General features: G+C 49.2%; 14 protein-coding genes. 6 read left to right on the top strand and 8 right to left on the bottom strand.

Going from position 1 to position 15,057, the window contains the following annotated elements:
* Nucleotides 1-35 precede the first annotated feature (35 nt).
* A complete protein-coding gene (gene rapA / locus N5E87_RS02935) occupies nucleotides 36-2,942 on the top strand; it encodes an RNA polymerase-associated protein RapA (RefSeq protein ID WP_086902947.1) in 2,907 nt (968 codons plus the stop codon).
* Between the two features lie 245 nt (nucleotides 2,943-3,187).
* Nucleotides 3,188-4,222, top strand: a complete 1,035-nt coding sequence (locus tag N5E87_RS02930; protein WP_086902948.1) for a DUF3530 family protein — start codon at nucleotides 3,188-3,190, stop codon at nucleotides 4,220-4,222.
* 64 nt (nucleotides 4,223-4,286) lie between these two features.
* Here N5E87_RS02930 and N5E87_RS02925 read toward each other — a convergent pair whose 3' ends face one another.
* Nucleotides 4,287-5,093, bottom strand: a complete 807-nt coding sequence (locus N5E87_RS02925; protein ID WP_086902949.1) for a crotonase/enoyl-CoA hydratase family protein — start codon at nucleotides 5,091-5,093, stop codon at nucleotides 4,287-4,289.
* Nucleotides 5,094-5,671: 578 nt separating this feature from the next.
* On the opposite strand from N5E87_RS02925, the gene N5E87_RS02920 reads away from it, so the two are divergent.
* Nucleotides 5,672-6,667, top strand: coding sequence for a response regulator (locus N5E87_RS02920; protein WP_011621374.1), 996 nt, complete (start codon nucleotides 5,672-5,674; stop codon nucleotides 6,665-6,667).
* A gap of 18 nt (nucleotides 6,668-6,685) precedes the next feature.
* Entirely contained in the window at nucleotides 6,686-7,660 is a 975-nt protein-coding gene (locus N5E87_RS02915) for a sensor domain-containing diguanylate cyclase (RefSeq protein WP_011621373.1), read from the top strand.
* A 57-nt stretch (nucleotides 7,661-7,717) separates the two neighbouring features.
* Here N5E87_RS02915 and rraB read toward each other — a convergent pair whose 3' ends face one another.
* From rraB to N5E87_RS02885, 6 genes are all read right to left on the bottom strand, one after another.
* The gene (rraB, locus tag N5E87_RS02910; RefSeq protein WP_011715766.1) at nucleotides 7,718-8,125 is read right to left on the bottom strand and encodes a ribonuclease E inhibitor RraB; all 408 of its coding nucleotides are present in this window, start codon (nucleotides 8,123-8,125) and stop codon (nucleotides 7,718-7,720) included.
* 43 nt (nucleotides 8,126-8,168) lie between these two features.
* Nucleotides 8,169-8,912, bottom strand: coding sequence for a 1-acylglycerol-3-phosphate O-acyltransferase (locus N5E87_RS02905; RefSeq protein WP_041412535.1), 744 nt, complete (start codon nucleotides 8,910-8,912; stop codon nucleotides 8,169-8,171).
* 183 nt (nucleotides 8,913-9,095) lie between these two features.
* Complete coding sequence (locus tag N5E87_RS02900; protein WP_086902950.1) at nucleotides 9,096-9,875, bottom strand: metal ABC transporter permease; 780 nt, start codon at nucleotides 9,873-9,875, stop codon at nucleotides 9,096-9,098.
* Between the two features lie 4 nt (nucleotides 9,876-9,879).
* Nucleotides 9,880-10,788, bottom strand: coding sequence for a zinc ABC transporter substrate-binding protein (locus N5E87_RS02895; RefSeq protein ID WP_086902951.1), 909 nt, complete (start codon nucleotides 10,786-10,788; stop codon nucleotides 9,880-9,882).
* Entirely contained in the window at nucleotides 10,772-11,953 is a 1,182-nt protein-coding gene (locus N5E87_RS02890; RefSeq protein WP_011715763.1) for a membrane protein, read from the bottom strand. Before N5E87_RS02890 ends, N5E87_RS02895 begins: the two co-directional genes overlap by 17 nt.
* An 81-nt stretch (nucleotides 11,954-12,034) precedes the next feature.
* Nucleotides 12,035-12,325: an ABC-type zinc uptake system zinc chaperone gene (locus N5E87_RS02885; protein WP_086902952.1), complete on the bottom strand. Its 291-nt coding sequence runs from the start codon at nucleotides 12,323-12,325 to the stop codon at nucleotides 12,035-12,037.
* Nucleotides 12,326-12,580: 255 nt separating this feature from the next.
* Between N5E87_RS02885 and N5E87_RS02880 the strand changes: the two genes are divergently transcribed.
* Nucleotides 12,581-12,706 carry a hypothetical protein gene (locus N5E87_RS02880; protein ID WP_011621366.1) on the top strand — a complete coding sequence of 42 codons (126 nt, stop codon included), beginning with the start codon at nucleotides 12,581-12,583 and terminating at the stop codon, nucleotides 12,704-12,706.
* A gap of 80 nt (nucleotides 12,707-12,786) precedes the next feature.
* Here the strand turns inward: N5E87_RS02880 and N5E87_RS02875 are convergent, their stop codons facing one another.
* Nucleotides 12,787-13,116, bottom strand: coding sequence for a hypothetical protein (locus tag N5E87_RS02875; RefSeq protein WP_011621365.1), 330 nt, complete (start codon nucleotides 13,114-13,116; stop codon nucleotides 12,787-12,789).
* Between the two features lie 220 nt (nucleotides 13,117-13,336).
* Between N5E87_RS02875 and N5E87_RS02870 the strand changes: the two genes are divergently transcribed.
* A complete protein-coding gene (locus N5E87_RS02870) occupies nucleotides 13,337-14,992 on the top strand; it encodes a mechanosensitive ion channel family protein (RefSeq protein WP_086902953.1) in 1,656 nt (551 codons plus the stop codon).
* Nucleotides 14,993-15,057 lie beyond the last annotated feature (65 nt).

The raw sequence follows: 15,057 nt of genomic DNA, 5'->3' as shown, positions 1-15,057 counted from the left end.
CTTTGTTAGAGTCCGCCCAGAGATGAGAATTTAAGATGCCGTTTGCCTTAGGACAACGTTGGATAAGTGATACCGAGTCAGAGCTTGGTTTAGGAACAGTCGTACAAGTTGAAGGCCGTATGGTCACAGTGTTATTCCCTGCGACTGGTGAGAACCGCATGTTCTCGCGCAACGAAGCCCCCCTGACCCGTGTCATATACAACCCTGGCGATACGGTTGAAAGCCATGAAGGCTGGAGCCTCTCGGTTGAAGAACTCACCGAAAAAGACGGCCTCGTCGTCTACCACGGTATCCACAGCGAAACAGGTGAGAAAGTCAGCCTGCGCGAGACCCTGTTAAACCACAACATTCGCTTTAACAAACCGCAAGATCGCCTGTTTGCTGGTCAGATTGACCGCCTAGACCGTTTCGGTATTCGTTACCAATGCCAGTTACTGCGTCATCAACTGGCGACCTCAGATTTACTCGGCTTACAAGGTCCACGCGTCGGCCTTATCCCCCACCAGATGTGGATTGCCCATGAAGTGGGTCGCCGTTATGCGCCGCGTGTATTGCTGGCCGACGAAGTGGGTTTGGGTAAAACCATCGAAGCGGGTCTGATTATCCATCAACAACTGCTCACTGGCCGCGCCGAGCGGGTACTGATTATTGTGCCGGATACCCTGCGCCATCAGTGGTTAGTGGAAATGCTGCGCCGCTTTAACCTGCGCTTCTCAGTATTTGATGAAGACCGTTGTGTCGAGGCCTTTGCCGACCATGACAATCCTTTCTACACCGAGCAGTTAGTGATTTGTTCCCTCGAATTACTGCGTAAAAAGAAACGTCTCGACCAAGCACTCGATGCCGACTGGGATCTGCTGGTCGTCGACGAGGCTCACCACTTAGAGTGGACCGAAGAAGCCCCGAGCCGTGCCTACCAAGTGGTTGAAGCATTGAGCGAAGTAGTGCCTGGCGTATTGTTATTAACGGCCACGCCGGATCAACTCGGCCATGAGAGCCACTTTGCGCGCCTGCGCCTACTCGACCCAGATCGTTTCTACGACTACGATGCCTTCCTCGCCGAAGAAAACAGCTACAAAGATGTCGCCGTTGCCGCCGAAGCCTTAGCGGGCAACGGAAAATTATCCGATGCAGCCATCAACAGCCTCACCGAATTACTCAGCGAGAAAGACATAGCGCCGAGCATTCGTTTAATTCAAGCCGAAGATATCGACAGCGAGTTGCAACAAGCGGCCCGCAGCGAACTGCTGCAAGAGTTGCTCGACCGCCACGGCACTGGTCGCGTGCTTTATCGCAACAGCCGCGCCTCGGTAAAAGGCTTCCCGAAACGTATTTTCAACGCCTATCCCCATGCAATGCCTGAGCAGTATCTTACCGCTGCCCGCGTGAATGAGATGATGGGTGGCCGTAAGAGCTTAGAAGCGAAAGCGGCGCAAGCCCTAAGCCCTGAAAAACTCTACCAAGAATTTGAAGATAACAGCGCCAGTTGGTGGAAGTTCGATCCTCGCGTGGATTGGTTAATCGAGTTTTTAAAGTCGCACCGCAGCAAGAAAGTGTTGATCATCGCCAGTGGCGCCGATACCGCCCTGAGCTTAGAAGAAGCCCTGCGTACCCGTGAAGGCATTCAAGCCACCGTTTTCCACGAAGGCATGTCGATCATCGAGCGCGACAAGGCGGGAGCCTACTTCGCCCAAGAAGAAGGCGGCGCCCAAGCGCTGATCTGTTCTGAAATCGGCTCCGAAGGTCGTAACTTCCAATTCGCCAGCCACTTAGTGCTGTTCGATCTGCCATTGAACCCAGATTTATTAGAGCAACGTATCGGCCGTTTAGACCGTATCGGTCAAAAGAACGATATCCAAATTCACCTACCTTATCTGCAAGATACGGCGCAGGAGCGTCTGCTCAACTGGTATCACCAAGGTCTGAATGCCTTCGAGCTGACCTGTCCAAGTGGCCATGTGCTGTACAGTGAATTTGCCGAAGATCTGTTGAATGTTCTCGTCGGCGGGGATGAAGATGAGCTAACCAATCTGCTCAACCACACTCAAAGCCGTTACAAAGAACTGAAACACGCTATGGAGCAAGGCCGCGATAAGCTGCTGGAAATCAACTCCCACGGTGGCGATAAGGCCAAGGCGATTGTCGAGCGTTTAGCCCAAAGCGATCAGGACACTAAGCTTATTGGTTCGGTGATCCGCTTGTGGGACATTATCGGTGTCGATCAAGAAGATAAAGGTGAAAACTCTATCATTCTGCGTCCAAGCGAACACATGATGTTCCCAACCTATCCGGGTCTGCACGATGATGGCGTGACGGTCACCTTTGACCGTGATACCGCGCTCTCCCGTGACGATATCGCCCTGATCACCCAAGAGCACCCGTTAGTGCAGACAGGCTTAGATCTGATCACCGGCTCTGACACTGGCACGACGAGCGTCGCGATTTTGAAAAACAAAGCCTTACCCGCAGGCACCCTGTTCTTAGAACTGATCTACATGGCGGATGCCTCGGCACCTAAATCGAGCCAGTTATATCGTTATCTGCCACCAACACCTATCCGCGTACTGCTGGATAAAAACGGCAACGATTTATCTGCTAAGGTGGATTACACCAGCTTTGACAAACAGTTAAGCGCGGTTAACCGCCATATTGGTAGCAAGTTAGTCACAGCATCCCAACCGATTCTGCATCCGTTATTTGCTAAGGGTGAAGAATATGCCCAAGCCGCAGTGAACGAGTTAGTGGCGCAGGCGCGTGAGAAAATGACCAGCCAACTGACGGGCGAATTAGACCGTTTAGAGTCCTTGAAAGCGGTTAACCCGAATATCCGTGAGGAAGAGTTGGAATACTTGCGTAATCAAATGCAGGAACTGAGCACTTACCTCGACGCAAGTCAGCTACAGCTCGACGCGATTCGTATGGTTTTGGTTAGCCATGTCTAATCCGTAATAACGGTAAGCAAGAACCTCCTTAGGCTCGCTTAAGCGAATATGCAAACGCCCAGCAAATACTGGGCGTTTTTATTTTCTCTTCACGATAAGTATGGCAGTGGGCTGTGGGCAGGGCCTAGGCACTGCTGTGCGCGGTCGCCGTCACGAGCTCAAGCAAAAATTGCTTCTGCTACGCCGCTTCAGGTTATACTCTAGCTAATTGAATTTATGAGACTACACTGGTGGTTATCAATTCTATGGCGCGTATTATCCCCTCGGTATTGAGCCTAACCATAGCTCTCGCCAGTGCGAGCTTATTCGCCGCCGATCCCAGCACTCAAGCGCCAGACCCCAATACTCAGGCGCCAGAAACAAGTACTCAGGCTCCTGAATCTGCACCAGAATCCAGCCCGCAGGCGCCAGAATCTAATGCTCAGGCGCCAAAGACGACTCCCCAGAACGCCGAGACGAACCAAGCGAGCAAAGCGCCCAATGGGCAAGCTGTGGCAAAAAGAACAAGCAGTTATTTACCCGCGAGTGAAATCAAGCAGATCACCATAGATGATCAACCGCTCGAACTTTTAGTTCGTTCATGGGAAGGCCGCAAAAAACTCGGCGCCGCGATTATCTTACCCGCCACCAATGGCACCGCCGATGCGCCCGGATTAATGGCTTTTGTCAGACGTAATATCAATGCTGCTGGCTGGGCCAGTTTAAGCCTTACCCCGCCCACAGAGCCGCCCGCACCCAACTTTGCCACTCCGGCGACCGAAGTGACCTCCGCAGGAGCGGCACAGTTAAGCAGTCCTTCGAATAAACCGAGTCAAAAAGTGAAACCCGAGCAGAGCAATAAGCATTTGCTTGAGCAGGAAGACTTTTTAGTCAAAAGCATGTCCCAGCTCGACAGCGTAGGCACCGACTTTCCCGGTAAACGGGTGCTGATCACCGCCGATCAAAGTGCGGGATTATTGATAAGTCTATTAAGCCAAAAGAAAATTGCCGATCCCGATGTATTAATCGTCATCAACCCCTACAGCGAAGATGAGGCGCGTAACCAAGCCCTTGCCGAAAAACTGGCCAAGCTCACTATGCCAATACTCGATATTCAATCACCCGATGGTCAACCCGCATCGTTAGAAACGGCGGAGCAACGCAAAAGCCTCGCCGTGACGTTAGAGGCGCCGAATTATCGGCAAACGACATTGGCATTAAATCTGGATAACGAGAGTGCATGGCAGAACTGTTTGAGCGCCATAAGGGGATTCGCCGCCCGTAAGAGCGGCGCCAATTGAGGTGCAAGCCTTTCTAAAGCTTAAGTAATCCGTTATGGGGCGTTATCGAAATAGAGTTACGCTGCTACCAACCCGATTGGCGATCTTGATAGGCTTTGTTGGGATCCTTTAGCTGACGCGTCGCCGCAATCGCGCGATTTTTACCAAGTAACAGTCTCACTTGGCTCCACGACTCACGGCAAAGAAGTGCACGAATCGAAGCCGTCCAGCTACGATTGATGCTCAACTTGATCGCCGCCGCGGCATCGGGGGAAGTATTGAGAAGCTCCTGAGCCAATTGCTGCGCGCTTAACATCGGATGATCACTTAGCTGAGTCACTAACCCTAAGCGACTCGCCTCTTCGCCCGACAACACTTTGGCCGTAAGGCTGAGTAACATCGCCTGATCCTTGGGCATTATTTGCCTCAGCGCCACTAAGCCTGCCATGTCCGGCACGAGTCCCCATTTGGCTTCCATAATAGATAACTTGCTGTCTGGGCTCGCTATTCTAAAATCAGCACCTAATGCGATTTGCATGCCACCGCCATAGCAGCAGCCTTCTAACACCGCGATGACGGGCACGGGTAAACCTTGCCACCCAAGGGAGACTCTCTGCGCTAAGTTGGCATTGCCAGGCAGCCATTTAAACAGCAATTTGAATGCTTGCATCGGTGCCGACATCACGCTCTTTACGTCCAGCCCCGAGCTAAAATGGCCTCCAGCTCCAGATAAAATGACCAGTCGAATCTGCGAATTTGATTTAATACGTTTGATCGCTCTATCCAACTGGCTAAACATTAAATAATTAATTGCATTATATTTTTCTGGTCGATTGAGCTGGACATATGCAATGCCATCCTCAATCCTTACTTGCACACAAGGCTCACTCATGAAATATTCCGTTACTGGTCAGGCCAGAACAAATGTTAACACGTTTGGAATAATTCACCAAAGGATGTAACATAAGCCTAAATTTTGACATCCGTCAAAATACTGTCGACTGTCATTAAGTTTTACTGGGTGAGTATGCTAGGCTTGCGCTGAAGCATGAGAACCTCAAAAGTATTAACCCCTTATGTTCAACCATGGGTGCAACTTGTCGTTTTAACGAGTCATCTTCTCTGAACATCGGTTGCATCACCAACGGCGCTGCTTACCCACAAATTTGCAAAATAGTGTCGAGATGGGTCCCGTGGGGAAACAGCCTATTGCAGGATTGAGCATCGAGCTATTCACCAAAATCGATGCCCTGCTTACGACAAATTCGCGAAATTTGATTTAATTATCCAAGGCTTTTTACTGCCAGCGCCTCGCGCTCGTGAGATAAATAAATTGAATTAACAAATAAAATCTATAGGTTACATATAGATGTTATAAATCAAACTTGCCCGAAGAGCTTAATTCGTCATTCAAAGATTTAGAATTAGTGTTATCTTCAATAAATGGGCAATTAAGGATCAGTAGTCAGCATGACAATCTCTGTACTCATCTGTGACGATTCCGCCATGGCGCGCAAACAAATGGCTCGCACCCTACCGAAAGAATGGGATGTCGAGATCACCTACGCTACCAATGGCGCCGAGGGTTTAGATGCCATTCGCGCAGGTAAAGGCGAAGTTGTCTTCCTCGACCTTAATATGCCAGTCATGGATGGTTATGAAGTGCTGCAAACCGTGCAGCAAAACGATCTCCCCGCGCTGATTATTGTGGTCTCGGGTGATATTCAGATCAAAGCCCATGAAAGAGTGAAAGCCTTAGGGGCATTGGATTTTATTCAAAAGCCCGTCAGTGCCGACGCCATCAGTAATATCCTGCAGGAATACGGCATCCTCACCCTAACGCAGAAAGATCAGGCGGAAGAAACGCCGATGATCAAAGTCGATATGCGTGACGCCTGCCAAGAGATCGCCAACGTCGCTATGGGGCGCGCCGCCGATCTGTTAGCCAAACTTCTCGATGTTTTTGTCCTCTTACCTATTCCAAACGTGAACGTGCTCGAAGTCAGTGAGCTGACGATGGCGCTCAAAGCAACAGAAGAAAGCTCCACGGTATCAGCCCTCTGCCAAGGATTTATTGGTGCGGGCGTGGCGGGTGAAGCCCTGCTGCTATTCCACGATTCGAGCTTTCAAGACATGGCAAAACTCATGGGGCTAGCCAATCCAGAGGACATTAGCACCGAGATTGAAGTGTTGATCGACACAGGTAACGTATTGATTGGCGCCTTCCTAAACGGGATCTCTGAGCAGCTCGACATGAAGTTCAGCCAGGCTCACCCTGTAGTGCTAGGCCGCCACTGTACGGTGAACGATCTTATCCATGATAACTCGGAAAAATGGCACAGAACCTTAGCAATGGAAATTAACTATCGTATTGAAAACCATAATGTTCAATGCGATTTGTTACTGCTATTTACCGAAGACTCTATTCCGACGCTCAGTTATAAGCTCGGTTATTTACTCGATTAATCAGTTGGATTTTACCTTATGTCAAACGATCAAAGCGCAATGAACGAACTCCATTGGCTTATCGATATGGTGCAAACCATCGAAGTGGGTCTAGTGGTATTAGATCGCGATTATAATATCCAACTGTGGAACGGCTTTATGGAAAATCATAGCGGCGTATCCCCTAATTCGATTAAAGGGCAAAACCTGTTCACCCGTTTTCCTGAGCTGCCTGCGACTTGGTTAAAGCAAAAGATGGAATCGGTTTTTATGCTGAAAAATCGAGCCTTTATCAGCTGGGAACAAAGACCCTACGTGTTTCAGTTTAAAAACTACCGCCCCATTACCGGACGGGCCGATTTTATGTACCAGAACGTGACGCTGTTGCCTCTAGCCTCATTAACCGGAAAAATCACCCATATCAGCGTGATTATTTATGATGTCACCGACATCGCCGTCAACAAGCTACAGCTCAAGGCCGCCAACGAGCAGTTAGAACGCCTTAGCCAGACCGATGGCCTGACACAGCTCCACAATCGCCGCCATTGGCAACAATGTTTAGAGCATGAGTTTGACCTCCACGCCCGTTATTCGGGGATGTCGAGCTTGGTCATGATAGACATAGACCATTTCAAAAGAATCAACGATACCTACGGCCATGTCGCGGGTGATAAGGTGATTCAGCATATCGCCCATATCCTAAGCCATTCATTAAGGGAGACCGATTGTGTCGGCCGCTATGGTGGTGAGGAGTTTGCAGTGGTCATGCCCAATACTTGTGGCGCCGATGCCCTCAACTTTACCGAGCGTTTGCGGGAAAGAATTGCCGACTCCACCATAGTGTACGAAGGGCTGAAGATAAAAGTCACAGTAAGCCTAGGCGTGTGTGAAATCGGCAAACATATCACCAGTAGCTCTGGCTGGATTTCTTGCTCAGACAAAGCCTTATACGAAGCCAAGCAGAAGGGGCGTAACTGTAGCGTCCTGCACACCGCACAAACTAGTGGTTACTAAAACCAAAAAGCCCATCGATGATGGGCTTTTTGTTACTGAAATCTCAATGGTCGCGAATTAGTGCGGGAAACCGTCATCTTCTTCGTCGTCACCTTCTTCATCGTCGATATCGTCACCAACGAAGTAAGTGCCCCAACCGTCGTAATCCACTTTCTGTTTAGCCGCGAGTTGCAGCAACTGCTCGGTCGCTTTGTCCAGTAAAGCCACTTCCAACTTGTGGTAAGCGATAGCATCAAAACAGAAAATCACTGAGCCATCTTCCAGCTCCATTTCTTCGGCGTCGTTGACTTCAAAACCGAGTTTGAATGCATCAACGGCGGCTTTTTCTAAGCGGTCGAAGTTGCTAGATGAGAAATGGTGCTCAATGGTGTATTCCGCATCTGGCTCTGAGCCATCGTCAAGCAGGGCTTGCACTATGTCACGATTCTCGGCAAGTTGGGCTTTTAATTGACTTTCAATAGACATGGATTTGTCTCCGTTAAGGTAAAACTGGCTCAAATTGGCGCTATTATACGTCATCACCTTCGAGAGTTTTACCCATTAATGTTGCCGCTTCACGATTTATCTCGTTAAATTTGGCTGACATAGTCTCATACACTTGGGCAGAAAAGGCCTTCACATCGGCTTTGTCTAATCCTTCGGTCGGGATAGGCGCCATCATCTCAATGATCACTACCCCGTTATCCCAACGGTTTAAATTAATATGGCTCTGACAAGAGGCAAGCACTGGCACTATCGGCACCCCAGCGGCAATCGCCGTATGGAAGGCGCCAGCCTTAAAGGGGAGTAAACCGCGGCCACGTGAGCGGGTACCCTCAGGGAAAATCCACACAGATAAACGGTTCTGCTTAATCTTTTCGGCGGTTTTAGCCATGGTATCGAAGGCACTGTTGCGATTTTTCCTATCGATCAGAATATTGCCCGATAACCAGTAGATCTGCCCGAATAGCGGGATCCACACTAAGCTCTTTTTGCCTAAGCTGACGGTGCTTTTCGGCACGGCTTTAGTGTGAGTGAACAGATCGAAGTTATTTTGATGGTTCCCCAAGAAGATATAAGGGCCATCCTGAATTTCTTTATGCCGACGCACTATGACTTTAAGCCCTAGAATAGGGGCGACGGATGAGAAGATCTTGGCGAACATATGTACATTGTCACGGTGACGAGGCCGCAACAAGCAGACCAATCCACCAAAAATAAACGCGAGTAACAATGACACAGCCAACAACACAGATCTGACGAGTAACAGCACGACATACTCCAAGGATGAAAGTGGCGACAGTATAGCCACCCAGCCCTAGGGACTCAATATAATGTTTACATCTGTAAGCTGAGTTGCTAACAATCCAAACAAAAGCCCATCGATACACGCGCAATCATGCACGACGATGGGCTTTTAAATCAATATCTAAGCTTAAACGGCTAAGCTAAAAACCTAGTTTGCGACCTGGCGCACTGCCGCGGTTTGACTTAAGCCTAAACGGAAGACCAAGGCACTAAGGGCCAAAGTCGCGACAATTGCCGCGCCGCTCGGTAAGTCCAACGTTGCCGAGAGCACCAGCCCCAGCAAGTAACCCATAAGGCCGACCAGATAAGCGTAAAATAGGCCGTTCTTACCTTGGTACTTGTTGAGCGCAAGAGCAGGCAAAATAAGCGTGCTAAACACTAAATAGACCCCTACCAGCTCTACCGACAAAGTGATCACTAGCGCAAATAGCAGATAGAATCCCGCACCGTTTAAGATCTGTGGCCGCAGAAAAATCACCGCTAACACAGCCGCATAAACCACAGTCGGCAACACTAATTGCGACCAACTCACCCAAAGGATCTGGCCCGACATCAATTGCTTTAACAGCTCAGCCCCGTGGGGATCGTTCGCCAGCAATAGCATGGCCGCCACCGCCGACAACACGTAAAAGCAACCTATCATCGCCTCTAGCTCACCCGCCATCCGCTTAGATAACCAAGCGATAAAACCCGCCCCCGCAAGGGCGAATAAGGCTGGCATCCACACATTAGAAAATGGCATCTCTTCTAACCTGTGGTCCATGTGCGCCACAATCGCCCCCAACGCGGCGACTTGCGCAATGGCTAAATCGATAAAGATAATCCCACGCTTAAGCACTTGTTTTCCAAGTACAATATGCGTTGAGAGCACTAAGATCCCCGCTGCCAGTGCTGGCAGCAGGATCGACATCAGTTCCAGATCCAACATAGGCTTATTTCACCCCGTTTAAGAGGGCAATCGCGCTGTCGTAGAGGCTGAAGAGATCTTGACTCGCATCATTGCCACCTACCGACATTGGCAACATAAGCACAGGTAGATTAGCCTTTTCACCCAACCACTTAGCACCACGCTCATCCTGATAGGACGCCACAACTACCGCCAGAATATCGCCCTGCTCGGCGCGGCTCAGCAAACTGGCTAAATGGCCGCTAGTCGGTGCCAGACCGGGTTTAGGCTCAAGATCAGCAGCTTGTTCAATCCCCAACCAGTTGAACAGATATCTAAAACTGGTGTGATAGGCGATGACCTTTTTGCCTTTTAACGCTTTGGCCTGCTCTTCCCAGCGGGGGATCGCCGCCTGCCAACGAGTGCTAAAGTCCGCTAATGCCTTTTGGTAATTTGCCGCCTCACTCGGGTCGAGTTGGCTCATCTTAGCGCTGAGCGCATTCGCGACGCTTAGCAAACGCGTCGGATCGAAGTGGATATGCGGATTTCCCTGAGCATGCACATCCCCCATGCTACGGTCCACACTCGCTAACTTATCTAAGGTATCGATTTGATCGGCGGCGAAAAACAGCCCCTGATCGGTAGAACGAACCTTAGCGTTAGCCGACTTCATTTGCAGCATTGGCAGCCAACCGATTTCTAAATCGGCGCCCGCACAGATCACCAGATCCGCTTGGCGCATTTTGGCGATCAAACTCGGACGCGCCTGCACTTGATGCGGATCCTGTAAGGCCGTGGTTGCCGAATAAATGCTGGCGTTTGGAGCCAACTCTTTTGCCAATGCGGCATATTCGGGTTCACAGGCAAACACATTCAGTTCTGCATGGGCAAAGCCTGAACAGGCGAAAGACAGGGCCGCTGCGGCCGCTTTAACAAAATTAGAATTGATGCGCACCGTGAGCCCCCAGAGACATAATGTATTGAACAGTGAAAACATTGTCGTCTTCGATTCCATCGAAGTTAGTTCCCTTCTGATTGGTGTACTGGAAACGTACCGTCGAGAAATGGCTCGAATGCCACGCCAGACTCACCTCAGATTCCTTTAACTTCTGTCCATGGAAATGATCGCCATGGAGCTCTTGGGTATCCACCTCGCCGTAACGCACACCCGCAGACCAGCTAGGCGTGAATTGATATACGCTGCTCAGATACCAACCTTGGTGATAATCCTTGCTCGGTGCATCTTCGGGATGAAGGTCGCTCGGCACAAAGTCAGTCACACGGTAATACTCGCCGCTCAGGGTCAGGTTTTGGTATTTATAGTTACCATTTGGCGCCCATTTATACACAAAATCAGCACCATAGGTGTTTTTACCTGTGTAAGATGCCGCATGGCTGTGGTCATGGCCTTCCTCGGCGGTTTCGTCTTCGTGCTCATCGCCCTCTTCATGGGCTGTGACTTGGCCATTTTCGTTACGTAGGTAACTTAAGCCCGCCTGCCATGAACTGTTATCACCAATGTCACCACCAATTTTGGTGTAAAAGGTGTATACGCCCACATTTTTAAACTCACGTTCGCCGTGTTCATCGGCAGCACGCATGCTGTCGCCCTTGAAGGCTTCGGCGCCTAAGGTCCAATACAGATCCGTCGGAGCAACAAAGTTTAAGCGCACACCGTCGTCAAAGTAATGGCCGCCAAAAAATGCACGGTAAGCAATAGGACGGTCGGTGAACGAATCCGTGTGCAAATGTTGGTTATTTAAATAACCGATATCCGATAAGAAACGTCCGCCACGAATTGAGAACCCCGCTGGCATCGCCATAGTTTGGATAAAGGCTTCTTCGAGATTCAGCTCAGTTTCACCGTCGTGCATCTCAACAACGGCGGTCACTTTGCCGTAAAACATGTCGTCGATGTTGGCGCTCATCGCCAGCTCAGTTTCGCCTAAACCAAATCCTTCGGCGGTTTCGGCCAATGGACGCTCAGCCGTTTGATAATAGCCATTCAGCACTGCGCTGATCGCCGGATTGGTTAAACTTGAGTCAGCGGCAAATAACGTCGGTGAAGCAAATGCGCACGCCAAAGCCACCAAAGAAATTCGGTTGTTAAAAACAGTCATGATATCTCCAAAATACAACTAGCGCTCGATGACTCATCCAAGTCATCAAGAAATACAATAAGTTAAAATGTAAAAGTTGATTTAGCGGAGAACAGGTGGCGCGCGGCTTAGGTAAACACTGACGTGTTTGGAGAAGCTAACGGGTAAGACAAATTCACAGACATCGAACCGCTGTACCGCTAAATCGAGCTTAAGCGGTTGGGTGAGCAGAATTTTATTCAGCTGATGTTGATGGAAGCACAGGGTACAGTGCGTCTTTGCCCCATCATCAAGGTGGGTCACACTATGGGCTGAGGCAACAAAAGACAGCAACACCAATACGGCGGCAAGCCATATCGAAATTGTGCGTCTTATGTGACTGTGCAGTCTCACTCAGTCGTCCCCATAGTAAAAAAGTGGCACAAGTTTAAGTCAGGCCACTAGCAAGTTGCAATAAGGTAATAGGCGCCCAATGCGTTACAAGATATTTACCATTGCAACTTTAGGATGAAAAACGCACAACAAAAAACCGGCTCAAGTTGGCAAAAAGAGTTATTTAAGATTAGCTTAAGTCAGTAAAACTATGATGTGCCCAGTGTAATACTGGCTAATATGTCATTCTATTCAATCCAGCAAAAGGCAACCAAAATGCTAGCATTCTTTCGTGAAAACTTAGGATTAATCTTAGGGATAGTGATTTTCGGCGCAGTAATTTTGGGCGGGATTTATTACGTAGAACACTCACTCGAGAGCCAAGAGCAGGTTATCCAATAACTCAGCCCTAGCCTAAACCAAGTTGAGCCTGCGCGATAACCCCTGCGCGGCTCGACTCGGTTAATCTAACGCCCTCACCTCTAGCGATACTTCTGCCGTTGATCGCTATCGTCTTGCTTCTCTGGCGCCTCAATCGTTTGTAGTTGATCCATAAAATGGCTCACCAGCAGCAACATCACACAGAAGATCATCACTGGGATCAAAAAATGCCGCGTCGAGGCATCGAAATAACTGTATAAGCCCGTCAGCACACTCGCATAAAAGCCAAATAATTTTAACTTCAACAGTTTAGGATTGTGGCCCAGCCAGGCTGAACAATGGGGACATTGCACTTGAGCGTGAAAGCCCTTTCCGCGCTGTTGGGTGATTTGGGCAATTTTGATCGACTGATGGCAATGGGAGCACAGCATTTAGAGTAGGTTCCTCGACATGGGGCGCTAAGTTTATCAGAATTTCCCTCCACTCAGTCGAACTAATTAGCGCAGCGGTTTAAAACCTCACTCCCATAGCGAAAGCTGCAAACCAGCGCACAAATTTTATACTCAGATAGCATTTTATACGGTTCTAATTTTACAGTGTTTAGCGCAGCTCCTATTATGTACCTACCTATTTTTATTGAAGATAACGCCTATGCGCCGCTCACTCATATTCATGTTCGCTCTCAGCTTTCCCCTGCTATTGAGTACCGAGGTTTTCGCGACGGATGCAGCCGAACCCGTTGCCGCCACTCAAACAGTTGCCGTCCCTAACGAAGCCCAAAACGAATTAATTACGCTAAAATCAGCGATTAAAGAGGATATTGCGCGCTTATCCCAATCCCAAGGTGAGTTGCGCACCATTGTTGAATATCGCATTCAAAACAAGACATTGCAGTTACGCAATAAGATTAAAGTGCTGTTAGAAGATGAGAACTACGATAAAGCCTTTATGTTGGCATTGGTGCAAGAGCAGCTGACATTTAATCTTAAAATCAACGACTACTTCAATGATATCGTGACCAAGTTGTCCCATAAACTCGGCACGGCGGATGACGAGTCGACCTTACTCGAAATCTCTAAACGTGAGCTCGATAAGGACAACAACTACAAACAACGACTCGAGACCTTAAACTGGCTCGGCCAAATGGGCGAAGATGTCGCAGCGCAGAAAGCAGAGCTGACCCAAATTCTCTTAAGCCGCGCCGATAACTTCGATAGCTTTGTCACTTTTACCCAGCAACAGTTACAAAATGCGGTCAACGCCGCCACTAATGCCGGTAAAGATGTGACTGCCGCGCAAACCAGTCGCGTCATGCAGCTAAAGGACAGATTGGCGCTCAATAGCCAGAGCCTTAGCATTGATATCGACTTACTCGATGCGCTCGAGCAAAACACCGCCTCACTGAAAAAGACCCTGTTCAGTATCTCAGGCGATATCACTCAGGATGTCTTGAGTATCGATGTGGCCTCAAGCTTAGTCGAACAATGGCTGCATACGGCCAAAGAACAGTCCATCAACCATGGCCCCACCTTGGTCTTTAAGCTATTTATCTTCTGTATGATCCTGTTTGTCGCAAGCCTTGCGGGCAAACTGGCGAAGAAGATTGTGAGCAATACCGTCAGTAACTCTAAGTTAAATTTCAGTAAGTTACTGCAAGACTTCTTTACCTCGCTCTCGGGAAAAGCGGTCTTCACTATCGGTGTACTGATAGCCCTCTCCCAGCTTGGCATAGAATTAGGGCCGTTATTGGCAGGCTTTGGTATCGCTGGTGTGATCATAGGTTTCGCCCTGCAGGATTCACTCTCGAACTTTGCCTCGGGCATGATGATTTTGATCTATCGTCCCTACGATGTGGGTGACTTGATTAGCGCCGCTGGTGTAACGGGGCGCGTAAGCCATATGAGCCTAGTCTCCACCACAATTAAAACGTTAGATAACCAAAGGCTTATTATTCCAAACAACAAGATTTGGGGTGATACCATTAACAATATTACCGCCGAGCACCAACGCCGCGTCGACATGACCTTCGGCATTGGCTATGGCGACAATATTGAGCACGCCGAAGCCGTGCTTAAGTCGATTGTTGAGGCGCATCCTAAGGTGCAAAAAATCCCTGCACCGCTCATTAAACTGCACGTTTTAGGGGAGTCCTCGGTCGACTTTATCGTCCGTCCTTGGGCTAAACCCGAAGATTATTGGGATGTGTACTGGGATATTACCCGCGAAGTGAAAATGCGCTTCGATGCCGAGGGCATCAGCATTCCTTTCCCGCAGCGCGATGTGCATATTTACCAAACCAGTAAATAACGCTTCGCCAACGTGAGCAGTAAACAAAAGGCGCAATCCTAGATTGCGCCTTTTTCATGATATTC

Origin of the sequence: Shewanella sp. GD03713 (genome assembly GCF_029843705.1) — a bacterium.
GTDB lineage: Bacteria > Pseudomonadota > Gammaproteobacteria > Enterobacterales > Shewanellaceae > Shewanella.
This window is presented reverse-complemented; position numbering and strand designations above follow the sequence as displayed.